This is a genomic window from Bradyrhizobium sp. USDA 4541 (genome assembly GCF_024171085.1).
GTDB classification, from domain to species: Bacteria; Pseudomonadota; Alphaproteobacteria; order Rhizobiales; family Xanthobacteraceae; genus Bradyrhizobium; species Bradyrhizobium australafricanum.
In genome coordinates this window covers 1,959,102-1,982,531 of sequence record NZ_JALJZF010000001.1, presented here as the reverse complement: position 1 = coordinate 1,982,531, position 23,430 = coordinate 1,959,102, and the positions used below count along the sequence as shown (strand labels likewise).

At 65.5% G+C, this 23,430-nt stretch carries 24 protein-coding genes and 1 other RNA gene; 17 read left to right on the top strand and 8 right to left on the bottom strand.

Going from position 1 to position 23,430, the window contains the following annotated elements; genetic code table 11:
• Window positions 1-3: 3 nt before the first annotated feature.
• The 9 genes from yidC (at window position 4) to dapE (ending at window position 9,186) form a co-directional block, all read left to right on the top strand.
• A complete protein-coding gene (yidC, locus tag J2R80_RS09190; protein ID WP_253588652.1) occupies window positions 4-1,899 on the top strand; it encodes a membrane protein insertase YidC in 1,896 nt (631 codons plus the stop codon).
• 173 nt (window positions 1,900-2,072) lie between these two features.
• On the top strand, window positions 2,073-2,726 hold the full coding sequence (yihA, locus tag J2R80_RS09185) for a ribosome biogenesis GTP-binding protein YihA/YsxC (RefSeq protein WP_028335928.1): 654 nt from the start codon (window positions 2,073-2,075) through the stop codon (window positions 2,724-2,726).
• Window positions 2,723-3,091, top strand: a complete 369-nt coding sequence (locus J2R80_RS09180) for a DUF423 domain-containing protein (protein WP_253588651.1) — start codon at window positions 2,723-2,725, stop codon at window positions 3,089-3,091. Before yihA ends, J2R80_RS09180 begins: the two co-directional genes overlap by 4 nt.
• Window positions 3,092-3,314: 223 nt before the next feature.
• Window positions 3,315-4,208, top strand: a complete 894-nt coding sequence (argB, locus tag J2R80_RS09175; RefSeq protein WP_016848093.1) for an acetylglutamate kinase — start codon at window positions 3,315-3,317, stop codon at window positions 4,206-4,208.
• A 59-nt stretch (window positions 4,209-4,267) separates the two neighbouring features.
• A complete protein-coding gene (locus J2R80_RS09170) occupies window positions 4,268-5,254 on the top strand; it encodes a DUF1036 domain-containing protein (RefSeq protein WP_253638398.1) in 987 nt (328 codons plus the stop codon).
• Between the two features lie 190 nt (window positions 5,255-5,444).
• The gene (locus J2R80_RS09165; RefSeq protein WP_253588650.1) at window positions 5,445-6,134 is read left to right on the top strand and encodes a pyrimidine 5'-nucleotidase; all 690 of its coding nucleotides are present in this window, start codon (window positions 5,445-5,447) and stop codon (window positions 6,132-6,134) included.
• Between the two features lie 169 nt (window positions 6,135-6,303).
• Window positions 6,304-7,149 (top strand): 2,3,4,5-tetrahydropyridine-2,6-dicarboxylate N-succinyltransferase, encoded by an 846-nt coding sequence (gene dapD, locus J2R80_RS09160; protein ID WP_028335932.1) that lies wholly within the window; start codon window positions 6,304-6,306, stop codon window positions 7,147-7,149.
• A 241-nt stretch (window positions 7,150-7,390) separates the two neighbouring features.
• On the top strand, window positions 7,391-8,002 hold the full coding sequence (locus J2R80_RS09155) for a DUF805 domain-containing protein (protein WP_253588649.1): 612 nt from the start codon (window positions 7,391-7,393) through the stop codon (window positions 8,000-8,002).
• 17 nt (window positions 8,003-8,019) lie between these two features.
• Window positions 8,020-9,186 (top strand): succinyl-diaminopimelate desuccinylase, encoded by a 1,167-nt coding sequence (gene dapE / locus J2R80_RS09150; RefSeq protein ID WP_253588648.1) that lies wholly within the window; start codon window positions 8,020-8,022, stop codon window positions 9,184-9,186.
• Between the two features lie 192 nt (window positions 9,187-9,378).
• Here the strand turns inward: dapE and truA are convergent, their stop codons facing one another.
• From truA to def, 3 genes are all read right to left on the bottom strand, one after another.
• Window positions 9,379-10,116 carry a tRNA pseudouridine(38-40) synthase TruA gene (gene truA, locus J2R80_RS09145; protein ID WP_076834919.1) on the bottom strand — a complete coding sequence of 246 codons (738 nt, stop codon included), beginning with the start codon at window positions 10,114-10,116 and terminating at the stop codon, window positions 9,379-9,381.
• Complete coding sequence (gene fmt / locus J2R80_RS09140) at window positions 10,116-11,051, bottom strand: methionyl-tRNA formyltransferase (RefSeq protein ID WP_253588647.1); 936 nt, start codon at window positions 11,049-11,051, stop codon at window positions 10,116-10,118. Before fmt ends, truA begins: the two co-directional genes overlap by 1 nt.
• 150 nt (window positions 11,052-11,201) lie before the next feature.
• Window positions 11,202-11,729 (bottom strand): peptide deformylase, encoded by a 528-nt coding sequence (gene def / locus J2R80_RS09135; protein ID WP_038385628.1) that lies wholly within the window; start codon window positions 11,727-11,729, stop codon window positions 11,202-11,204.
• A gap of 170 nt (window positions 11,730-11,899) precedes the next feature.
• On the opposite strand from def, the gene J2R80_RS09130 reads away from it, so the two are divergent.
• On the top strand, window positions 11,900-13,117 hold the full coding sequence (locus J2R80_RS09130) for a DNA recombination protein RmuC (RefSeq protein ID WP_076834917.1): 1,218 nt from the start codon (window positions 11,900-11,902) through the stop codon (window positions 13,115-13,117).
• A gap of 187 nt (window positions 13,118-13,304) precedes the next feature.
• Window positions 13,305-14,675 carry an AmpG family muropeptide MFS transporter gene (locus tag J2R80_RS09125; protein ID WP_076834916.1) on the top strand — a complete coding sequence of 457 codons (1,371 nt, stop codon included), beginning with the start codon at window positions 13,305-13,307 and terminating at the stop codon, window positions 14,673-14,675.
• 149 nt (window positions 14,676-14,824) lie between these two features.
• Here the strand turns inward: J2R80_RS09125 and J2R80_RS09120 are convergent, their stop codons facing one another.
• The 5 genes from J2R80_RS09120 to ffs form a co-directional block, all read right to left on the bottom strand.
• Window positions 14,825-15,268 (bottom strand): hypothetical protein, encoded by a 444-nt coding sequence (locus J2R80_RS09120; protein WP_371852196.1) that lies wholly within the window; start codon window positions 15,266-15,268, stop codon window positions 14,825-14,827.
• Window positions 15,269-15,415: 147 nt separating this feature from the next.
• Window positions 15,416-16,021 carry a recombination mediator RecR gene (gene recR, locus J2R80_RS09115; protein WP_028335942.1) on the bottom strand — a complete coding sequence of 202 codons (606 nt, stop codon included), beginning with the start codon at window positions 16,019-16,021 and terminating at the stop codon, window positions 15,416-15,418.
• Complete coding sequence (locus J2R80_RS09110; protein ID WP_028335943.1) at window positions 16,022-16,342, bottom strand: YbaB/EbfC family nucleoid-associated protein; 321 nt, start codon at window positions 16,340-16,342, stop codon at window positions 16,022-16,024.
• 23 nt (window positions 16,343-16,365) lie between these two features.
• Window positions 16,366-18,219: a DNA polymerase III subunit gamma/tau gene (locus tag J2R80_RS09105; RefSeq protein WP_253638397.1), complete on the bottom strand. Its 1,854-nt coding sequence runs from the start codon at window positions 18,217-18,219 to the stop codon at window positions 16,366-16,368.
• Between the two features lie 112 nt (window positions 18,220-18,331).
• Window positions 18,332-18,428: signal recognition particle sRNA small type (ffs, locus tag J2R80_RS09100), an RNA gene on the bottom strand.
• A gap of 111 nt (window positions 18,429-18,539) precedes the next feature.
• Between ffs and J2R80_RS09095 the strand changes: the two genes are divergently transcribed.
• The 6 genes from J2R80_RS09095 to J2R80_RS09070 all read left to right on the top strand — a co-directional run bounded on the left by J2R80_RS09095 (window position 18,540) and on the right by J2R80_RS09070 (window position 23,428).
• Entirely contained in the window at window positions 18,540-18,959 is a 420-nt protein-coding gene (locus J2R80_RS09095; protein ID WP_253588645.1) for an HIT domain-containing protein, read from the top strand.
• Window positions 18,960-18,966: 7 nt separating this feature from the next.
• Window positions 18,967-19,917, top strand: a complete 951-nt coding sequence (nudC, locus tag J2R80_RS09090; RefSeq protein WP_057018981.1) for an NAD(+) diphosphatase — start codon at window positions 18,967-18,969, stop codon at window positions 19,915-19,917.
• 78 nt (window positions 19,918-19,995) lie between these two features.
• Window positions 19,996-20,943, top strand: coding sequence for a sugar kinase (locus tag J2R80_RS09085; RefSeq protein WP_253638396.1), 948 nt, complete (start codon window positions 19,996-19,998; stop codon window positions 20,941-20,943).
• Window positions 20,944-21,019: 76 nt separating this feature from the next.
• Complete coding sequence (locus tag J2R80_RS09080; protein WP_016848075.1) at window positions 21,020-21,520, top strand: Lrp/AsnC family transcriptional regulator; 501 nt, start codon at window positions 21,020-21,022, stop codon at window positions 21,518-21,520.
• Window positions 21,521-21,681: 161 nt separating this feature from the next.
• On the top strand, window positions 21,682-21,981 hold the full coding sequence (locus tag J2R80_RS09075; protein WP_253638395.1) for a hypothetical protein: 300 nt from the start codon (window positions 21,682-21,684) through the stop codon (window positions 21,979-21,981).
• Complete coding sequence (locus J2R80_RS09070; RefSeq protein WP_253588644.1) at window positions 21,962-23,428, top strand: methyl-accepting chemotaxis protein; 1,467 nt, start codon at window positions 21,962-21,964, stop codon at window positions 23,426-23,428. The genes J2R80_RS09075 and J2R80_RS09070 overlap by 20 nt, the downstream gene beginning before the upstream one ends.
• Window positions 23,429-23,430 lie beyond the last annotated feature (2 nt).

Sequence of the window (23,430 nt, the reverse complement as noted above, 5' to 3'; positions counted from 1 at the left end):
GAGATGTCCGACAACCGCAACACGATCCTTGCCGTCATTCTGTCCGGCCTCGTCCTGATCGCCTGGCAATATTTCTACAATGTGCCGCAGATGGAGAAGCAGCGCGAGGCGCAGCGCCAGGCGGAGTTGCAGAAGCCGGCGCCGCAGGCGACTCCGGGTGCTGCTCCCGGCACCGCTCCGGGTACCTCGGCGACTCCCTCTCCGGCTCCCGGCGCGCCTGCTGCTGACGCTCCGGTCGCGAGCCGCGAGACGGTGCTTGCCTCCGGCCCGCGCATCAAGATCGAGACCCCGCGCGTCACCGGCAGCATCGCGCTGAAGGGCGCCCGGATCGACGACCTGGCGCTGGTTCAGTTCCGCGAGACGGTCGATCCCAAATCGCCGGCTGTCGTGCTGCTTTCCCCGTCGGGCACGGCCGAGCCTTATTACGCCGAGTTCCTGTGGCTGACCGCCAACGGCTCATCGGTGAAGACGCCGAACGCCGAAACCGTCTGGCAGCAGGAGGGATCGAACACCCTGTCGCCGGGCACCCCGGTGATTCTGAAATACGAGAACGGCCAGGGCCTGACCTTCCGCCGCACCATCTCGATCGACGATCGCTACCTCTTCAGCATCAAGGACGAGGTCATCAATCAAGGCAGCGCGCCGGTGACGCTGTATCCGTTCGGTCTGATCTCGCGCGGCGGCAAGCCGCCGGTCTCCGGCTACGCGATTCTGCATGAAGGCCCGATCGGCTATCTCGGCGAACACGGCCTGCAGGAATTCAGCTACAAGAACATCGACGAGGCCAAGACCTCAACCGGCGGAAATTCGCGCGGCATCGTGTTCACGAAGGTCACCGACGGCTGGCTCGGCATCACCGACAAATACTGGGCCACGGCACTGCTGCCGGAGACCACCGCAACGCTCGAAAGCGCCCGCTTCACCACCGGCGACAAGCGCTACCAGACCGACTACATGCTCGGCGCGCAGACCATTCCGATCGGCGGCACCGGCGTTGCCAACGGGCGGCTGTTCGCCGGCGCGAAGGAGGCCGCCACGGTCGGCCTCAACTTCCCGCTGGTCGGCTTCGGCGGCTACAACAAGCAGCTCGGCCTCAACCATTTCGATCTCCTGATCGACTGGGGCCATTTCTACTTCATCACCAAGCCGATGTTCCTGGCGCTCGACTGGTTCTATCGCCTGGTCGGCAATTTCGGCATCGCGATCCTCTTGGTGACCGTGATCGTGAAGCTGTTGTTCTTCCCGCTCGCCAACAAGTCCTACGCCTCGATGGCGAAGATGAAGTCGGTGCAGCCGCAGCTGCAGGCGCTGAAGGAACGTTATCCTGATGACCGCGTGAAGCAGCAGCAGGAGATGATGGAGATCTACAAGAAGGAGAAGATCAACCCGATCGCGGGCTGTCTTCCCGTCGCCTTGCAGATCCCGGTGTTCTTCTCGCTCTACAAGGTGCTGTTCATCACCATCGAAATGCGGCACGCGCCGTTCTTCGGCTGGATCAAGGACCTCTCGGCGCCTGATCCGACCAATCTGTTCACGCTGTTCGGCCTCATTCCGTTCGATCCGATCGCGCTGCTCGGACCGCATTTCGGCGCCTATCTGGTGATGGGTATCTGGCCGATCATCATGGGCATCACGATGTGGGTCCAGATGAAGCTCAATCCGGCGCCGCCGGATCCGACCCAGAAGATGATCTTCGACTGGATGCCGCTGATCTTCACCTTCATGCTGGCCGGCTTCCCGGCGGGTCTCGTGATCTACTGGGCCTGGAACAACCTGCTGTCGGTGCTGCAGCAGAGCTACATCATGCGGCGCAACGGCGTGAAGGTGGAGCTGTTCGACAATCTGAAGTCGACGTTTCAAAAAAAAAGCGTGACGACTGAGACAAAGAAGGCGACGTAGCTTCCAGCAACGGCGCTTCGTCACCACGTCATGCCCGGCCTTGTGCCGGGCATCGACATATTGGAGGACGGCCAGAACCGAGGCTCTGGACGTTGACCTGGATGGCCGGGTCGTCCTACGCCAAGGACCCGCCTTGGGCCTTTGTCTGGCCGCGACGAGATGGAATCCTTCGCATGAGCACCGAACCCGATGCGGCGCTAATTGAGCAAGGCCGGAAACTGTTCGCCGGCGACTGGCGCTTCATCTGGGCCTCGCCCTCGATCGAGACGCTGCCGCCGATGGCCGGCCTCGAGGTCGCCTTTGCCGGCCGCTCCAATGTCGGCAAGTCGAGCCTGATCAACGCGCTGACCGGCCGCAGCAACCTGGCTCGCACCTCGCACACGCCCGGGCGCACCCAGGAGCTGATCTTCTTCGAGGGGCCGGAGAAGGCGGGCTTCCGCCTGGTCGACATGCCCGGCTACGGCTACGCCTCGGCACCCAAGACCAAAGTGGCGTCGTGGACGGCGCTGATCCACAAATTCCTGCTCGGGCGCGCGACACTGGCGCGGGTCTACGTGCTGATCGACGCGCGCCACGGCATCAAGGACGTCGATCTCGACGTGCTGAAGACGCTGGACAAGTCCGCGGTGAGCTATCAGGTCGTGCTGACCAAGGCCGATCAGGTGAAGGCCGGCGAACTCAAGACCGTCATCGCCGACACGTCAGCAACGCTCGCAAAACATCCCGCCGCCTTCCCCGAAGTGCTGGTGACCTCGTCGCGCACCGGCGACGGCATGCCGGAGCTGCGTGCCGCCATGGTGCGCCTGATCGAGGAACGGCGCCGATGAGCGGCGCATCCCGCTTCCTGATCGGCCTTGCCGCCATCATGGGCGCTTGCGGCGTGGTGCTGGCGGCGGCCGCAGCCCATCTGCCTGACGCCACGCGGCTGGCGGCGGCATCCTCGATGCTGCTGTTCCATGCACCCGCCGTAGTCGCGACCATCGCGGTCGCGGATCGCGCGATCATCCATGCGAAGCTCGCAGTCGTGGCGGCGGCCGGCTTCGTCATCGCGGCGTCATTGTTCGCGGGCGACCTCGTGCTGCGCCAATATGCCGGCCATGGATTGTTTCCGATGGCTGCGCCGACCGGCGGAACGCTCTTGATCCTGAGCTGGCTGGTACTGGCGGTCGCGGCGGTGTGGCCGAAGCGGTGATGACCGCCATACTTCCTTCTCCCCTTGTGGGAGAAGGTGGCGCGGATGCAATCCGCGCCGGATGAGGGGTCTCTATCCGCGGAGACAGACCCTCACCCGGCTTCGATGCCGTCGCATCGAAGCCACCCTCTCCCACAAGGGGAGAGGGTCAAGACCGCTTTGCGCCCTGCCCGCCAATCAGATAGAACCGCGCCACCCCTCCGCTGACGACGAGACCAGCCCCATGACCGACCAGCACATCAGCCCGCTCGATCAGGCCCGCATCCTGTCCGAGGCGCTGCCGCACATGCAGGAATATGACGAGGAAACCATCGTCATCAAATATGGCGGCCATGCCATGGGCGCCGAGGACACCGCGAAGGCGTTCGCGCGCGACATCGTGCTGCTCGAGCAGACCGCGATCAATCCGGTGGTCGTGCATGGCGGTGGGCCGCAGATCGCGACCATGCTGAAGCGCCTCGGCATCCAGTCGGAATTCGCCGCGGGCCTGCGCATCACCGACGCCGCGACCATCGAGATCGTCGAGATGGTACTGGCGGGCTCGGTCAACAAGCAGATCGTCGGCTACATCAACGAGGCGGGCGGCAAGGCCGTAGGCCTCTCCGGCAAGGACGGCAATATGGTGAAGGCGTCGAAGACGACGCGCACCATGGTCGATCCGGATTCCAACATCGAGAAGGCCATCGATCTCGGCTTCGTCGGCGATCCCGAAAAGGTCGACCTCACGCTGCTCAATCAGCTGATCGGCTATGAGCTGATCCCGGTGCTGGCGCCGCTCGCGACCTCGCAGGACGGCCAGACCCTGAACATCAACGCCGACACCTTCGCCGGCGCGATCGCGGGCGCGCTGAAGGCCAAGCGCCTGCTGCTGCTGACCGACGTGCCGGGCGTGCTCGACAAGTCCAAGAAGCTGATTCCGGACCTGTCGATCAAGGAAGCCCGCAAGCTGATCGCCGACGGCACGATTTCCGGCGGCATGATCCCGAAGGTCGAGACCTGCATCTACGCGCTCGAACAGGGCGTGCAGGGCGTCGTGATCATCGACGGCAAGACGCAGCACGCGGTGCTGCTCGAGCTCTTCACCAACCAGGGCACCGGCACGCTGATCCACAAGTAATGGCAGACGCGGGACACACGGCGAGGATCCCTCGCCGGTCGCCGGCGGCGCGGCTCGCGATGGCGATGCCGGCCGCGCTGGTGTCGTTCCTGTTCTCGTCGGCGCCGGCGCATGCCGACCTCAAGCTCTGCAACCGCATGAGCTATGTGATCGAGGCCGCGATCGGCATCGACGACAAGGCCGCGACCGCGACACGCGGCTGGTTCCTCATCGATCCCGCGACCTGCCGGGTCGTGGTGCAGGGCGCGCTCACCGCCGACCGCGTGCTGCTCAATGCGCGGGCGCTCGGCGTCTACGGCGCCTCGCCGATCCCGCAGAACGGCACCGACACGCTCTGCGTGGCGCAGGACAATTTCGTGATCGCCGCCGCGCGACAATGCCGTTCCGGCCAGATGCCCGCGCAATTCACCCAGATCACGCCGACCAAGACCGACGACGGCCATCTGGTCGCCTATCTCGCCGAAGACAGCGAATATGACGACGAGCAGGCGCGCCTCGCCGGCATCCAGCGCCTCTTGGTGATCGCGGGCTACGATGCCGCGCCGATCGACGGCGTCGACGGGCCGAAGACCCAGAGTGCGCTGGCGGCATTCCTCAGGAGTCGCGGGCTCGCCAGCGACATCGTGCAGTCGCCGAATTTCTTCGCCACCATGATCGATGCCGTGCAGAAGCCGTCGCCATCGGGGCTGACCTGGTGCAACGACACGCCGCACAAGGTGATGGCCGCGGTTGCAACCGACGACGGCAAGGTGGTGACCAGCCGCGGCTGGTATCGCATCGACCCCGGCAAGTGCCTGCATCCGGACGTGTCAGGCACGCCGAAGCAGATCTATTCGTTTGCTGAAGCGGTCGACAACGACAACCGGGCCATCCGCATCAGGGACAAGCCGCTGAACTGGGGCGGCGGGGTCCAGCTCTGCACCCGCGAAAGCAAGTTCGAGATCAACGAACAGGGCGACTGCAGCACCCGCGGCCTCGCCGCACTCGGCTTCACCACCGTCGACATGACCAGCGGCGGCAAGACGCTGCGCTTTGCGATGCCGTGATGAAGATAATGAGGCCGCAAACATCGATGTCGTCCTGGCGAAGGCCAGGACCCATTACCACAAGACTGCGTTTGGCGAAGAACGACGAGCACCGTGCCACATTGATAGATTCCGCAGTATGGGTCCTGGCTTTCGCCAGGACGACGGCGGAGGGCGGAACGACGTTCACGCTGACAAGTGGAGAGCCACAATGAATACTCCCCGCAGCTTCAGCCATGTCGAGACCTGGGTGTTCGACCTCGACAACACGCTGTACCCGCATCACGTCAACCTGTGGCAGCAGGTCGATGCGCGGATCGGCGAGTTCGTCAGCAACTGGCTGAAGATCTCTCCCGAGGAAGCACGGCGGCTGCAGAAGGACTACTACCTGCGCTACGGCACCACGATGCGCGGTATGATGACCGAGCACGGCGTGCAGGCCGACGACTATCTCGCTTATGTGCACAAGATCGACCACTCGCCGCTGCAGCCGAATCCGGCGATGGGAGCCGCGATCGCAAAACTGCCGGGGCGCAAGCTGATCCTGACCAACGGCTCGGTCGACCATGTCGATGCGGTGCTGGGCCGGCTCGGCATCGGCAACCATTTCGACGGCGTGTTCGACATCATCGCCGCCGATCTCGAGCCGAAGCCGGCACCGCAGACCTACCAGAAGTTCCTCAGGCTCCACGACGTCGATCCGGCGAGGGCTGCGATGTTCGAGGACCTCGCGCGCAACCTCGTGGTGCCGCATGAGCTCGGCATGACCACCGTGCTGGTCGTGCCCGACGGCAGCCAGGAGGTGGTGCGCGAGACCTGGGAGCTCGAAGGCCGCGACGCCGACCATGTCGACCAAGTCACGGACGATCTCACCGGCTTCCTGCAGCAGCTGAAGCCGTAGCCTCTCAACAGGTGTCGTCCCGGCGAAGGCCGGGACGACGGAGACGACGGAGACGACGGAAGAGAGACCACTCGGCGACGGAGGAGTTTGCCTTGACTCCGCGGCCCCAAATTCCGAAAAAGCCCCGCAAAATCCCGTCATAATCCCCGATACGCCAAGGATTGTCCCGATGTCGCTGTCCGCCCTCGAAACCACCGTCAACACCGCGTTCGACGCCCGCGAAGGCATTTCGACCTCGACCAAGGGCGAGGTCCGCGAGGCGGTCGACCACGCGCTGGAGCTGCTCGACAAGGGCGAGGCCCGTGTCGCCGAGCGCGAGACGAGCGGCAAGTGGAAGGTCAATCAGTGGCTGAAGAAGGCCGTGCTGCTGTCGTTCCGCCTCAACGACATGGGTCAGATCGCGGGTGGCCCGGGCAAGGCATCGTGGTGGGACAAGGTGCCGTCGAAGTTCGAGGGCTGGGGCGAGAACCGTTTCCGCGACGCCGGCTTCCGCGCCGTGCCGGGCGCGATTGTGCGCCGCTCGGCCTTCATCGCCCGCAACGTCGTGCTGATGCCCTCCTTCGTCAATCTCGGCGCCTATGTCGATGAAGCCACCATGATCGACACCTGGTCGACGGTCGGCTCCTGCGCCCAGATCGGCAAGCGCGTGCACATCTCCGGCGGCGTCGGCATCGGCGGTGTGCTCGAGCCGCTGCAGGCCGAGCCCGTGATCGTCGAGGACGACTGCTTCATCGGCGCGCGCTCGGAGGTCGCCGAGGGCGTGATCGTGCGCAAGGGCGCGGTGCTGTCGATGGGCGTGTTCCTCGGCGCCTCGACCAAGATCGTCGACCGCGAGACCGGCGAAATCTTCGTCGGCGAGGTCCCGGAATATGCCGTCGTGGTGCCCGGCACCCTGCCGGCCAAGCCGCTGAAGAACGGCCAGCCGGGACCTGCCACCGCCTGCGCCGTGATCGTCAAGCGCGTCGACGAGCGCACCCGCGCCAAGACCAGCATCAACGAGCTGCTGCGGGATTGATCGCTTTTCCGCCGCGAGATCAGTCCATCACCGTCACCCTGAGGAGCCTGCGAAGCAGGCGTCTCGAAGGGTCGACGGCCACCAGCGGGGCCGTGCATCCTTCGAGGCTCGCCCAGCGGCGCAATTGCGCCGCAAGGCTCGCACCTCAGGACGACGGGTCTGGACTGATCGAACCAATTTCGATCCGACGCCGACATATCTCCGGGCTGCGAAGAATTGCCGCAGCCCGGAGCTTATTTTCATGGACTGGGCCAACTACCTGTTCGGCTTCAAGGGCCGCGTCAACCGGGCCAAATTCTGGCTCGCAGGGCTGATCATCGTCTGCTGGATGATGTTCCTAGCTTTACTCGCGGTCTCGGCCGGCCTCGGCGGCAAGAACGGGTTCAGCTTCAATGTCGACGACATCTTCCGGGCCTTCGACCCCGACAGCTACAAATCGCTGAGCTGGGCCGGATTGCCGGCATTGCTGGTCAAGGCCTGCGGAACGTTCTTGTTCGTTTGGGTCTATGTCGCTGTCTCGATCAAGCGACTGCACGACCGCGACAAGAGCGGCTGGTGGATGGTCCCGTTCTTCGCGATCCCGGGTCTCATGAGCCAGTTCTCGGACCGGCTCTCCGATGAATCCTATTGGGTGACGGCCGCGGGCCTGATCGTCTTCGTGCTTTATGTCTGGGGCTTCGTCGAGCTCGCCTTTCTGCGCGGCACCAGCTACCCCAATCGCTACGGCCCCAATCCGCTTGGGAAAACCCATGTGCGGCAAGGCCGCGACAGCGGGTCGCGCTCCGCGCGCGGCTGGGATCAGCAGAGCGAGCTCGATATCGTGCCGCACAAAGCTGGTCCACCCGCCGTGTGACGTGTTAAGCGAGGCGCATGAGTGATGCCGTCTCGATTACCCGCGATCTCGTTCGCTGCCCCTCCGTCACCCCGGCCGACGCCGGCGCGCTTGGCGTTCTCGAAAACCTGCTGAAAGCCGCAGGCTTCGAAGTCCACCGCGTGACCTTCTCCGAGCCCGGCACCGCCGATATCGACAACCTCTATGCGCGCATCGGCACCTCGGCGCCGCATATCACCTTCGCTGGCCACACCGACGTGGTGCCGCCCGGCGATGAAGCCGCGTGGACGCTCGGCGCGTTCTCCGGCGAGGTCAAGGACGGTTATCTCTATGGCCGCGGCGCCGTCGACATGAAGGGCGGTATCGCCTGCAGCGTCGCCGCAGTGCTGCAATATCTGCAGGACCACGGCGGCAAGCCACAAGAGAATGGCAACGGCTCGATCTCCTTCCTGATCACCGGCGATGAGGAAGACGTCTCGATCAACGGCACCGTCAAGCTGCTAAAATGGTGCGCCGAGCGCGGCGAGAAATTCGATCATTGCGTGCTCGGCGAGCCTTCGAATGTCGAAGTGCTCGGCGACATGATCAAGATCGGCCGGCGCGGCTCGCAGTCCGGCATGCTGGTCGTCGACGGCGTGCAGGGCCACGTCGCCTATCCGCACCGTGCCTCCAACCCGGTGCCGGATATCTCGCGGCTGATCGTGGCGCTGAGCGACGAGCCGCTCGATCACGGCAGCGCGCAGTTCCAGGCCAGCAACCTCGAATTCACCACCGTCGATGTCGGCAACACCGCGAGCAACGTGATCCCCGGCCAGGCACGGGCGAAGTTCAACATCCGCTACAACGACAACCACACCCAGGAGAGCCTGCGGCAGATCGTCGATGAGCGGCTGGCGAAAGCCTGCGGCAATCGGATCCGCGCCCATATCGATTGGCAACCGTCGAACTCGAACGTGTTCGTCACCCAGCCCGGCCCGTTCACCGACCTTGCGGTCGCCGCAATCGAGGAGGTCACCGGCCGCAGGCCAGAGCTGTCGACCTCCGGCGGCACCTCGGACGCCCGCTTCATCTCGAGCTATTGCCCGGTGATCGAGTTCGGCCTGGTCGGTCAGACCATGCACCAGGTCGACGAGCGCACGCCGGTGGCTGATCTGGAGAAGCTGACGCGGATCTATCGGGGCGTGTTGGAGCGGTATTTCGGGTAGGCCAGCCGCGCGGCTGGACAAAAACATCGAAAACGACCCCATGCACAGTAGGGATTGGGGCCACTAGTATCCACTCGCACCAGATACAGTCTGTAGGATGGGTAGAGCGCAGCGAAACCCATTACCTCGAATCGCGGCGGACATGATGGGTTTCGCCTCGCTCTACCCATCCTACAAGATCATTCACACCGCCTAGTAATCCACCCGCATCAGGTAGAGCCCGTCCGGCGGCGCCACGGGGCCGCAGGCGGCGCGGTTGCGGGCAGCGAGCGCACCGGCAAGATCGTCGGCGCTCCAGCGACCCTCGCCGACCCAGACCAGCGAGCCCACCATCGAACGCACCTGGCTGTGCAGGAACGAGCGCGCCGACGTCACGATGTTGACGGCGGCGCCGTCACGGGTGACATCGAGCTGATCGAGCGTCTTCTCCGGCGATTTGGCCTGGCACTCGGTGTCGCGGAAGGTGGTGAAGTCGTGCTTGCCGAGCAGGCGCTGCGCGGCGGCGTGCATCGCGTCAGCATCGAGCGCGCGCGGCACGCGCCATACGCGGCCGATGTCGAGCGCGAGATTCGCGCGCGTGTTGGTGATGCGATAGAGATAGTGCCGCCTGGTCGCGGAGAACCGCGCCTCGAAATCGTCGGGCACGATGTCAGCCGCGAGCACGCCGATCGGATTGGGCCGCAGATGCGCATTCAGCCCGTCGCGAAAGCGGCCGGGCGGAAAATGCTTGGCGATGTCGCAATGCGCGACCTGGCCGCGCGCATGCACTCCGGCATCGGTACGCCCTGCGCCATGGACGCGCACGTCCTCGCCGCAGATCGCCTTGACCGCCGCCTCCAGCGCGCCCTGCACGGTCGGCGCGGTGTCCTGGATCTGCCAGCCGGAGAACGGCGTGCCGTCATATTCGATGGTGAGCTTGTAGCGGGGCATCAGCCGAGCCGCGCAGGCGGCTTCAACGGCGTGCCGCGCAAGAAATCCGCTGCCTTCATCGGCGCCCTGCCGGCGCGCTGCAGTTCGAGGATCCGGATCGCGCCGTCGCCGCAGGCGATCGCGAAATTGTCGTCGAGCACATCGCCCGGTGCGCCCGAGCCTTTCGCCAGCTCGCAGCGCAGGATCTTCAGCCGCACCGGCTCGCCTTCGCCGGCAAGCTCGCACCAGGCGCCGGGAAACGGCGAGAGCCCGTGAATGTGCCGCAGCACCATATGCGCCGGCTGTGTCCAGTCGATCCGCGCCTCGGCCTTCTCGATCTTGGCCGCATAGGTGACGCCGTCCTCGCTCTGCTTCGTCAGTTGCAAGCCGCCGCGCCCGAGCGCCGCCATCGCGCGCACCATCAGGTCGGCACCGAGCGGCGCCAGCGCGTCGTGCAGATCGGATGCCGTCATGCTGTCCGATATCGGCAACCGCTCGGCCATCGCGACGTCCCCGGTGTCGAGGCCGACATCCATCTTCATCACCATCACGCCGCTCGCGGCATCGCCAGCCATGATGGCGCGGTTGATCGGCGCGGCGCCGCGCCAGCGCGGCAGCAGCGAGGCATGCAGGTTGAAGCAGCCGAGCTTCGGCGCGTCGAGAATGGCTTGCGGCAGGATCATGCCATAGGCGACGACGACGGCGGCATCCGCGTCATGCGCGCGAAACTCCTCGAGCGCTTCCGAGGTCTTGAGGGTCTTCGGCGTCAGCACGGGAATGCCGAGGCGGCGCGCCTCCTGCTCGACCGGCGTCGGCTGCAATTGCAGGCCGCGCCGCCCGCCCGGCTTCGGCCCGCGGGTGTAGACCGCCACGACCTCATGGCCATGGGCTACGAGCTCCAGCAGCGTCGGCACCGCGAAATCGGGCGTGCCCATGAAGATCAGGCGGAGAGGCATTAGACAGGCTCGGTAGCAGTTGGAGTGCTTAAGCGCGAAGCGCGTCTTCGCACAAGAAGCCCCGGGCATCCACGTTTTCGGCGACAGCGAAGCAAGACGTGGATGGCCGGGTCAAGCCCGGCCATGACGCGTCCGGGAAAGCGACCGCGCCTACTCCGCCGCGCGCTTGGCGGCCTTCTCGAATTTCTTGAACACGCGGTCGCGCTTCAGTTTCGACAGATAATCCACGAACAGCACGCCGTTGAGATGATCGATTTCGTGCTGGATGCAGGTGGCGTAGAGCCCTTCCGCATCCTCCTCATGCACCGTGCCGTCGAGATCGGTGAATCGCACGCGCACCCGCGCCGGCCGCTCGACCTCCTCGTAATATTCGGGGATCGACAGGCAGCCCTCTTCGTACACCGACAGTTCTTCCGAACGCGCAATGATCTCCGGATTGATGAAGACGCGCGGCTTCGCCGTGGTCTCGCCGTTCTCGTCGCGCTTGGCGAGATCCATGGTGATCAGCCGCAGCGGCTGCGCGACCTGAATCGCCGCGAGCCCAATGCCGGGCGCGTCATACATGGTCTCGAGCATGTCGTCGGCCAGCTTGCGGATCTCCGGCGTCACCTTCTCGATCGGTTTCGACACCAGCCGCAACTGCTTGTCCGGCAGGATGATAATTTCTCTTAATGCCATGGCGGCGATTTAAGCTGCTGACTTCATGGGGTCAATGCGCTCAGGAACCCGTTAGGACAACCTTAACCACGTTTCTTCACCCCGCATTAACCCGGAAAATCAGGAATGCATTTGCCTTAAACGTTCCCTCTTCGTTCGCACCTGGCCGCGAATCGGCTACAACTGCCGGCATGAACGAGATTCTCCTCACGATTGGCGACCTTCCCGTCCGTGTCTCCGACGCCTTGATCGGCCTTGGGGCGCTGGCGCTGATCCTGCTGTTCGCCATTGCGGTGGTGATCGCACGCGCCAGCCGGCGCGGCGCGGAACTCGCAATGGCCCAGGCCATCCGCGCCGACGAACTGGAGGAGCGCCTCGCCGACATGCTGCGGGCCCAGAGCGAATCCTCCGGGCGGGTCGATGCCAAGGTTGATACTATGGCGCAGGCGCTGGCCGGCCGCCAGGCCGAGATGGCCCGCGCCGTCAACGAGCGGCTCGATTCGGTGACCCACCGGGTCGGCCAGTCGATGGAGCAATCGACCCGCAACACGATGGATTCGCTGCGCGTGCTGCACGAGCGGCTCGGCATCATCGACCACGCCCACAAGAACCTCAACGAGCTCACCACCCAGGTGACGACGCTGCGCGACGTGCTCGCCAACAAGCAATCGCGCGGCGCCTTCGGCCAGGCGCGGATGGAGGCGATCGTCCAGGACGGCATGCCGAAGGGCTCGTTCGAGTTCCAGTACACGCTGACGTCGGGCAAGCGGCCGGACTGCGTGGTGTTTCTGCCCGACCAGCGCCCGCTCTGCATCGACGCGAAATTCCCGCTCGAGGCCATGACCGCGCTGCACGATGCGCGCAGCGACGAGGAGCGCAAATTCGCCAGCCAGCGGCTGCGCGCCGACGTGCTGAAGCATGTCAGCGACATCGCGGAGAAGTACCTGATCCCTGGCGAGACCCAGGACACCGCGCTGATGTTCGTGCCGTCGGAATCGGTCTATGCCGAGATCCATGACGGCTTCGACGACGTGATCCAGAAGGCCTATCGCGCGCGCGTCGTGCTGGTATCGCCCTCGCTCTTGATGCTGGCGATCCAGGTGATGCAGCAGATCCTGAAGGACGCCCGCATCCGCGACGCCGCCGACCAGATCCGCAACGAGGTGATGCATCTCGGCGACGACCTCGGCCGCCTGCGCGATCGCGTGCTCAAGCTGCAGACCCATTTCGGCCAGGTGAACGAGGACGTCAGGCAGATCCTGATCTCCGCCGACAAGATCGAGAAACGCGCCGGCCGGATCGAGGAACTCGACTTCAGCAAGTCCGAGACCCCGATCGAGGTCCCCCGCTTCGTCAAGCCCGCCCCCGACCTGTTCCCCGCCCCCCGCAAGCTGCAGGCAGGGGAGTAGCCACCTCGCCCCGCTTGCGGGGAGAGGTCGAAATTCGCGCATCGCGCGAATTTCGGGTGAGGGGGAGCTTCCGCACATTGCACCCGTCATAATTCGCTGAGAAAGCCCCTCACCCCAACCCTCTCCCCGCGAAAGAGCGGGGAGAGGGAGCCAAGGCAGCTGCGGTCGAATCTGCTAACAGAGGGACATGACCGCGCCCGAAGTGACCGCGACCCAATCGGAAAAGAATCCCCCCGCCGCCACCTCCTGGCGCGACAGTTTTGCGGTGTATCTGCAGCCGCGGGTGCTGATCGTGCTGCTGCTGGGCTTCTCCTCGGGGCTGCCGCTGGCACTGTCGGGCTCGACGCTGCAGGTCTGGATGAAGGAGGCCGGGGTCGATCTCGGCACCATCGGGCTGCTGGCGCTGATCGGCACGCCCTACACGCTGAAATTCCTCTGGGCGCCGCTGGTCGACGCGCTGCATGTTCCGCTGTTCACGCAGATGTTCGGCCGCCGCCGCGGCTGGTTGCTGTTCTCGCAGCTGCTGCTGATCGCGGCGATCCTGGTGCTGGCGATGGCCGATCCGGCGCGATCGCCGTGGTTCGCGGCCTTCGCCGCGCTGCTGGTCGCAACCGCATCGTCGACGCAGGACATCGTGGTCGATGCCTTCCGCGTCGAAAGCCTGCCTGAAAGCGAGCAGGCCGCCGGCATGGCGTCCTATGTCGCGGCGTACCGCGTCGGCATGCTGGTCTCGACCGCAGGCGCGCTGTTCATCGTCAGCGGCTTCGAGTCCGCTGGCCTCGTGCGCCTGTCGGCCTGGATGTGGGGCTACGTGGTGATGGCCGCGCTGGTCGTGATCGGCATCGTCACCGCGCTTGCGGCGACCGAGCCGACGCAATCGAAGGGCGCGGAGGCGGCGACGCATGCGCAGAACCCGGCCGAACGCGTGCTACATGCCGCGCTCGGCGCGTTCTCCGAGTTCCTCAGCCGCAAGGACGCCTTCGCGGCGCTCGCCTTTGTGGTGCTGTTCAAGTTCACCGACGCGTTTTCAGGCACCATGACCGCGCCGTTCGTGATCGACATCGGCTTTTCCAAGGTCGATTACGCGGCGATCGTGAAAGGTGTCGGCCTTGCCGCGACCCTGATCGGCGGCTTTGCCGGCGGCTTCGTGGCGCGGCGCTATTCGCTCGCGACCAGCCTCTGGATCGGCGGCGTGCTGCAGGCGGTCGCCAATCTCTCATTCTCCTGGCTCGCCCATGTCGGCGTCGATCAATGGGCGCTCGCGCTTGCGATCACCGCGGAGAATTTCACCAGCGCGATCGGCACCGTGATCTTCGTCGCCTATTTGTCGGCGCTGTGCCGCAATCCGCTGCACACCGCGACCCAGTACGCGCTGCTCACGGCGCTCGCCGCGGTCGGCCGCACCTATCTGTCGTCAGGCGCCGGTTATGTCGCCAAGGCCGTCGGCTGGCAGATGTTCTTCGTGATCTGCGTGCTGGTCGCGATCCCGAGCCTGATCCTGCTCGCCTGGCTGCAGAGGCGCGGGCATTTCGACGAGCTGGGGCCGGTCAGGGTCTAGCTCCCCTGTCATCACCCGTCAGTGATCTGTCCGGGCTAAACACTTGACCGGGTGATCCAGTATTCCAGAGGCGTTCGTGATTCGGTGGAGAAGCTGCGGCGTACTGGATCGCCCGGTCGAGCCGGGCGATGACACCGAAATTGGGGTGGCTACTTCGCCACTACGCTCCACTTGGTGACGATGGCTTCGCTCATCTCGCCGGCATCCTTGGCGCAGGCGACTTCGTCGACCTTCACCGAGATTTCCTTGCCGGAGAGGCTTTTGAGCTGCGCGGCCTGGGCGTCGTTGGTCGGAATCAGCTGGAAGGTTTCCGGCCCGGTCTCGAGATTGCACAGACCGTTCGGCGGCGGCAGCCGGCGCGGCTCGCTGGTGATCTGGTAGGTCGCGACGCGCTTGCCGCGGTTCTTGGCGTCACGCACCTTCATGACGCCGAGCTCTCCCGACAGCACGTCGCCGGCGTGGATCATCTTGCCGGGCTTCTGCGGGGCGTCGGCCTGCTGCGCGAGCGCGCAAGGCGCGGCGAACGTTGCCGTCAGAAGCGCAAAGCCCAAACGTACGCCGAACAAGCGTACGCCGAATCGGTGTGCCGTCATTGTCAGTGGTTCCGTATCTTGATTCGTCAGAGCGTGAATGACCGTCCCCGAATCGGCATCCACCTTACCATTTTGTTTCGGTGCGATCTTTTCGGATTGTGACCGATCGCTTGGCGCCTGACGCGCGCTCGGCGCCAGCATCGCGCGCTAGAACAGCGTCCGCTGCCGCATCGCTGCAGATAGCGTACCTTCATCGAGGTAATCAAGCTCTCCGCCGACCGGCACGCCATGCGCCAGCCGCGTCACCCGCACATTGGCCTCCGACAACAGGTCGGTGATGTAGTGCGCGGTGGTCTGGCCATCGACGGTCGCATTGAGCGCCAAAATGATCTCGCTGACCTCGGGCGCATGCGCACGCGCCACCAGCTGATCGATGGTGAGATCCTGTGGACCGACGCCGTCGAGCGGCGACAGCGTCGCGCCGAGCACGTGATAGCGGCCATTGGTCGCATTGGCGCGTTCCAGCGCCCAGAGGTCGGCGACGTCCGCGACCACGACGATGATCGAGGGATCGCGGCGCGGATCCGTGCACACGGTGCAGGGGTTTTGTGTATCGATGTTTCCGCAGGTCTTGCAGACCTGGATCTTGTCGATCGCGACCTGCAGCGCCGCGGTCAGCGGCGTCATCAGGGCTTCGCGCTTCTTGATCAGATGCAGCGCCGCGCGCCGCGCCGAACGGGGCCCGAGCCCGGGCAGCCGCGCCAGCAACTGGATCAGGCGTTCAATCTCGGGGCCGGCAACGCTTGCAGCCATTTAAGTCGGACCAAATCCCGGCGGCAGGCCGAGCCCGCCGGTGAGCGCCATCATCTTCTCCTGCATCGCGGTCTCGGCCTTGCGGCGTGCATCGCCATGCGCGGTGACCAGGAGATCCTCGAGCACCTCGCGTTCCTCCGGCTTCATCAGCGACGGATCGATCTTGATGCCCTTCACTTCCATCTTGGCGGTCATGCGCACCGTGACCAGGCCGCCGCCGGAGATGCCTTCGACCTCGACATTGCCGAGCTGTTCCTGCATCTCCTGCATCTTGGATTGCAGCTGCGCTGCCTGCTTCATCATGCCGAGAAAATCAGCCATGCGTGCGTCCCTATAGCCAAATATCAATCGTCGTCGCTGTCGGAAGTTTCAATCGGGTCTTCGCCTGACGCATCCGAAACCGGAACCTCGGCGGCAAGGCGGCGAACCTCGACCACCTTGGTGCCGGGGAAGCGCGCCAGCACCTCCTGCACGCGCGGATCGGCCTCGGCGGCGCGCTGGTGCTCGCTGCGCGCCAGTTCGTTCTGCGAGCGCACCGTGGGCTGGCCGGCCTCGTTGGAGATGATCACGGTCCAGCGCCGCCCGGTCCATAGTTCGAGCTTGCGCGACAGATCGGTGACCAGCGCGCGCTGCGCCTTCGGCTCGAGGGCGATCTCGAGTTGGCCGTCCTCGATGCGCACCAGCCGCACATCGGCTTCCAGCGCACTCTTCATCATGATGTCGCGCTTCTCGCCGGCGAGCGCGATCAGTTGCGGAAAGCTTGATATCCGCAGCGCCGGCGCGGCATCGGCGACCGGCGCTGCCATCTGCGGACGCGCGGCGAGATCGCCGCGCGGCGCGGCCTGCGGCGTGCGCACCGGCGCCGACGGCATGGCCGACATCGCCGAGCTCGGTGCGCCGCGTGACGGTGACGACGCGGCGGAACCCGACGTCGCGGGCGCCGCGCCGCCGCCATTCTGCTCGATCATCCGGATCACCTCGTCCGGCGTCGGCAGATCGGCGACATAGGCGATCCGCACCAGCACCATCTCGGCCGCGGCGGCCGGGCGCGTCGCGGTCTGCACCTCGGCGATGCCCTTGAGCAGCATCTGCCACATCCGCGACAGCACCCGCATCGACAGCTTGGCGGCGAACTCGCGCGCCCGCACCCGCTCGGTCTCGCCGAACGCAACATTGTCGGCCGTCCCCGGCACGAACTTCACGCGGGTGACGAAATTGACGAACTCGGCAAGGTCAGACAGCACCACGACCGGATCGGCGCCGACGTCATATTGCGCGCGGAATTCGGCGAAGGCGGCGGCGATATCGCCGCGCGCCAGCTGTTCGAACAGATCGATCACGCGGGTGCGGTCGGCGAGGCCGAGCATCTGCCTGACCGCGTCGGCCTTCACGTCGCCCGCGGCATGCGCGATCGCCTGGTCGAACAGCGACAGCGAATCGCGCACCGATCCCTCGGCCGCCCGCGCGATGATGCCGAGCGCCTCGGGCTCGACCTCGACACCTTCCTTGGCCGCGATGTTGCCGAGATGCTTCATCAGCACGTCGGCTTCGACGCGGCGCAGGTCGAAGCGCTGGCAGCGCGACAGCACCGTGATCGGAACCTTGCGGATTTCGGTGGTGGCGAACACGAACTTGGCGTGCTCCGGCGGCTCCTCCAGCGTCTTCAGGAAGGCGTTGAAGGCCGCCGTCGACAGCATGTGGACTTCGTCGATGATGTAGACCTTGTAGCGTGCGCTGGCCGGCGCGTAGCGCACGCTGTCATTGATCTGGCGGACATCGTCGACGCCGGTGTGGGAGGCGGCGTCCATCTCCAGCACGTCCATGTGCCGGCTTTCCATGATCGCCTGGCAGTGCATGCCGAGGTCCGGCATGTGGATGGTCGGCCCCTGCACCGAGCCGTCCGGCTTGGCGTAGTTCAAGGCGCGGGCGAGGATGCGCGCGGTGGTGGTCTTGCCGACCCCGCGGACGCCGGTGAGGATCCAGGCCTGCGGAATTCGCCCGGTCTCGAACGCGTTCGAGACGGTGCGCACCATGGCCTCCTGGCCGATCAAATCCTCGAAGCTGGAGGGGCGGTATTTGCGGGCAAGAACGCGGTAGGGTTTTGCGGCGTCCGGCGCGCCGCCGAGATCGAAACCGCCGTCAAGGGTGCCTTTGCCTGCGCCGTCGGACGGATGGGAGGGGTCGCCAGCGTCATTCATGCATCGATCCGCAACTTGGGAATTGTCTCTTCAGCCGGCGTGCGGATAGGAGCCAAAATCGAGCGCCGGGCGCGGAGACCGCCATTCCAGCGCGATTCGCTCGGAAAAACAGGTAGGAGACTGACGAGCGACCCGATCCGGACCTCGTTAGGGCTGCTTCCTTCCGGACCTGACCCGGTTGGCGAGTGGCTCGTCCACCGCCAATCTCCCGATCCCTATTTGGGGCCAAAACCGCCGGAAAGCAAGCGGCCTGACCCGGCTTTGTAAGGCTGGCTTTGCGGGGCTTGTCTGGGAACACGGAAAGGCATTATTTGCCCCCCATGCCCGCCTCCAATTGGTCGCTGCATTCGCAGCTCAAGAAAGACACCATCGACATCGGCGACCTGCCGCTGTGCAAGGTGCTCGTCATCAAGGATGCGCATTATCCGTGGCTGCTGCTGGTGCCGCGGCGCGACGGCGCGGTCGAGATCATCGACCTCGACGAGGTCGCGCAAGCGCAGCTGATGACGGAAATCACCCGCGTCTCGCGGGCCCTGAAAGAGGTCACCAAGTGCGACAAGCTGAATGTCGCCGCGCTCGGCAACCTCGTCCCGCAGCTGCACGTCCACATCATCGCGCGCCGCACCAGCGACGCTGCATGGCCGCGTCCCGTTTGGGGCGTGATGCCGCCGCTGGCGCATGACGCCGAGGAAGTGCAGAATTTCATCAGCGCGCTTCGCCGCAAGATCTGGTTGGGTTGAACATTCAATGTCTGCATTCGATTCATTTCCGCTCGGCCAGCCGGCCTTCGTCACCCACGTGCTGGACCGCGCCGCGCATCTGCGCACCAACGACGAGAAGCTGTTCGCGCTGGAAGGCCACCGCGAGGCTAGAGCCTATGTGATCTATCGCGACTCGCTGGTCGTGAAGCAGGAGGACGGCGGCGCCCGCGCGCTGCTGTCGCTGGAGGAAGCCCGCAGCTACGGCGCCAATCCCGGCACGATCTTCCTGGGGCTGCGCAACGCCGCGCCGATCTTCGGCATGGGGATCGCGCCGCAGGCGGCCGAGAAGCTGGTCGGACGCGCCGACGTCGCGATCACCGAATTGCGCGGCATGGCGATGCAGGGCGTGGTGCCGCCCGAGCAGCTCTCGGCCATCGCGATGGCGAAATCGATGGTGACCTGGCATCAGCGCCACGGCTTCTGTCCGAACTGCGGCACCCGCACGGCGATGAAGGACGGCGGCTGGAAGCGCGAATGCCCGAGCTGCAAGGCCGAGCACTTTCCGCGCACCGACCCGGTGGTGATCATGCTGGTCACGTATGGCGATAAGGTGCTGTTGGGACGGCAGAAGCAGTTCATGCCCGGCATGTATTCCTGCCTCGCCGGGTTCGTGGAAGCCGCGGAGACCATCGAGGACGCCGTGCGGCGCGAGATTTTCGAGGAGTCCGGCATCCGCTGCACCGACGTCAATTACTACATGACGCAGCCCTGGCCCTATCCGTCATCGCTGATGATCGGCTGCACCGCGCGCGCGACCAACGAGGACATCGTGGTCGACCGCACCGAGCTGGAAGATGCGCGCTGGTTCGACCATGCCGAGGCGTCGCTGATGCTGAAGCGCCAGCATCCCGAAGGGCTCGCCGGCCCGCATCCGTTCGCGATTGCCCATCATCTGCTCGGCCGCTGGGTGCATCACCAGAACCCGTTGGACAAATAGCGGGAACCGGACATCGTTCTGCCGATTAAAGCTGGACACAGTTCTGGCAGTAACGGAACCATTGCGACGGATCCCCGCATGAATTTTCAGAACGGCGCCCCGAAAGTCCCGCCCCGCATCCTCTGCATCGGCCTGCCGGTGCGCGACCTGACCTTTCGCGTCAGCGTTCCGGCGCGCGGCTCCAAGGAGAACGCGACGCATTTCGACGAGATCTGCGGCGGCAATGCGCTGAACGCCGCCATCGGCATCGTCCGCTTGGGCGGGCGCGCTTCGATCTGCGGACCGATGGGCGATTCGCAGGAGACCTCGAGCCGCTACATCTTCGACAAGCTCGCCCAGGAAGGCATCGAGACCAATCATCTGATCCACATGCCGAACCTCGTCACCCCGATCTCGGCGATCATGATCGACGACAGCGGCGAACGCACCATCGTCACCTTCCGCGATCCGGAGCTCTGGAAGGTCAAGCTGCCACCGACCGAACTCTTGCTGGAGGATTGCGCGGCGATCCTGACCGAGAGCCGCTGCGCGCCGTTCTGCACCGAGCTTTGCGCCGAGGCGGTCAAGCGCGGTATCCCCGTGGTGGTCGACGTCGACCGCGCGATGTCGATGCGGGAGGGGCTGCTCACCGCCTCCTCCCACCTGGTGTTCTCCAGCGAGCCGCTGCAGGAGACCGCCGACGTCACCGACGACGGCCAGGCGCTGCACAAGCTCGCCAAGCTCACCCCCTCCTTCCTGGCCGGCACCCGCGGGCCGATGGGCACGATCTGGCTCAACGAGAACGGCGAGTTCGAGGAAACCCCGGCCTTCCCGGTCCATACCGTCGACACGCTCGGGGCCGGCGACGTCTTCCACGGGGCCTTCGCCCTCGCCATCACCGAGAAACAGCCGCTACGGGACGCGCTCCGCTTCGCCTCGGCCGCTGCAGCGCTGAAATGCACCCGCTTCGGGGGTGCTTATGCCGCACCGCAACGTACTGAAGTTGAAGAGTTTTTGGGTCAGCACGCCGACGCCAAGCCGGCCTGAGCCGCCACGAATCGCTTGATTTGGAAGATTCTTCTCTATATGAGGGATATTGAACCTCCATATGGAACTTTCTTCTATGACCGATGTCGCCATTCAGCTTCATGACAACAGCCGCCGCCTCGATGCGATCGATCGCAAGATTCTAACCGTGCTGCAGGAGGATGCGTCGCTCTCCGTCGCCGAGATCGGCGACCGGGTCGGCCTGTCGTCGACGCCGTGCTGGAAGCGCATCCAGCGGCTGGAGGCCGACGGCGTGATCCTGCGCCGCGTGGCGCTGGTCGACCAGAACAAGATCGGCCTCGGGATTTCGGTGTTCGTCTCGGTCGAGAGCGCCGACCATTCGGAAGCCTGGCTACGCAAATTCGCCGACGCCGTCAGCGCCATGCCCGAGGTGATGGAGTTCTACCGGATGGCCGGCGACGTCGACTACATGCTGCGCGTCGTGGTCGCGGACATGCAGGCCTACGACGTCTTCTACAAGAAGCTGATCAGTGCCGTGCCGCTGAAGAACGTCACCTCGCGCTTCGCGATGGAGAAGATCAAGTCGGTGACGGCGCTGCCGGTGCCCGCGGCGTAAGCGCCGCCGCACAACCCCACACGAGACGTCGATACGCTCCCAGGTAGTTCGCCTGTTCGGCATTTACCTGAAGTTAGCGCCGGCAGCGGTATCCTGCTGCGATGGAGCCGGGGGAGATCATCCCAGCGAGACGACGGCCTGCCTGGCTGGGCGCGGCCGCATTGCTGATCGCGAGCTGGATCGCGGTCGCAAAGGTGCGTGCGGGCAGCGACGTGGTGGCCGTGGCCTTTCCGCCATGGTGGCGCGCCGAGCGCGCGCTGCTGGCCGCCGCAGCCGCCAATGCGTCGATCGTTCGGATGACCGCGATCCCGGCCCTGCTGGTGGTGCGGCCTGACCGCAATGGCGGGCTGGGCCGGCTGTACGAGGCCGGCGCCTTGCTGACCATGGATCCGCAGGCGATCGCCGGCTGCTTCGGGGCGGATGACGATCTGGGGGTTGGGGATGACCTTCGAAGGCGATGAAATGGCCGCCCTGCGCGAGACGGCGAGCAAGATCCTGCTCGTTGTGCTGTGGCTGCACGTTCCGATCGCGATCATCGTCGGCATCACGCTGCACACTGACTGGCTGATGCCGGCCGGCTTCATGGTCGCGATGGCGCTGGCCGCGACGGTGGCGTGGCGCGTCTCGGGGAACGGCGTTTCAACCCGCCTGATCGTTGCCGTGGCCCTGATGGCCGGCGTGTCGATGCTGGTCTACCAGTTTGCCGGCCACCGCTGGCAGGTCGACATGCACATGTATTTCTTCGCCGCGCTGGCGTGCCTCGTCGCCTATTGCGACTATCGGCCGATCGTCGCCGGCACTTTGGCGGTTGCCCTGCACCACCTGACGCTGAATTTCATCCTGCCGGCCGCGATCTATCCCGGCGGCGCCGATTTCGGTCGCGTCGTTCTCCACGCCGTGATCCTGCTGATCGAGGCCGGCGTGCTGATCTGGCTCGCGCACACGCTTGCCGAATTGTTCAGGACGTCGGCGCTGAAGGCGGCGGAGGCCGAGGCCGCCGGTGCCGCCGAGGCGCGCGCCAACGCCGAGCGCATCGAGGCCGAACGCGCCAAGCACGATCGCGATGCCGCGCGGCGCGAGCTCGCCGCCGGCTTCGAGCGCAAGATCGGCGAGGTCGTCGAGGCCGTCGCGGTGGCGGCCGGCGCGATGCAGGACCTGTCGGCAACGATGAACGGCAGCAACGCGGAAACCATCCGCCAGGCCACCGCCGCCGCCTCCGCATCGACGCTGGCCTCGAGCAATGTGGAAACCGTCGCGTCCGCGACCGAGGAGCTGACGGCCTCGATCAACAACATCGCCGAGCAGGTGACGCGCTCGGCGCGGATCGCCGCCAAGGCCGCCGACGAGGCACGCCGCACCAACAGCGTCGTCGAAGGCCTTGCCGCCGGCACACAGAAGATCGGCGAGGTGGTGACGTTGATCCAGAGCATCGCCAGCCAGACCAATCTGCTCGCCCTGAACGCAACCATCGAAGCGGCGCGCGCCGGCGAGCATGGCCGCGGTTTCGCCGTGGTCGCAAGCGAGGTCAAGGCACTGGCCAACCAGACCGCCAGGGCGACCGAGGAGATCTCGGCCCAGATCCAGGATATCCAGAGCGCGACCGGCGCGGCCGTCAGCGCGATCGGGACCATCGGGTCCACGATCGCGGAGATCGACCACGTCTCCGGCGAGATCGCGGCCGCCGTCGATCAGCAGGGCGCGGCGACCCGCGAGATTTCCAGCAATTTGCAGCAGGCCGCCGATCGCACACGGGACGTCAACAAGGGCATCCTCAACGTCAACCGCGCCTCCGAACAGGCCGGCAGCGCGACCGCACAACTGCTCGATGCGGCCAACGGCCTGTCGTCTCAATCGGAGTGGCTGAAGACCGAGCTGGACCGCTTCCTGGCCTCGCTGCGGGCGGCGTGAAG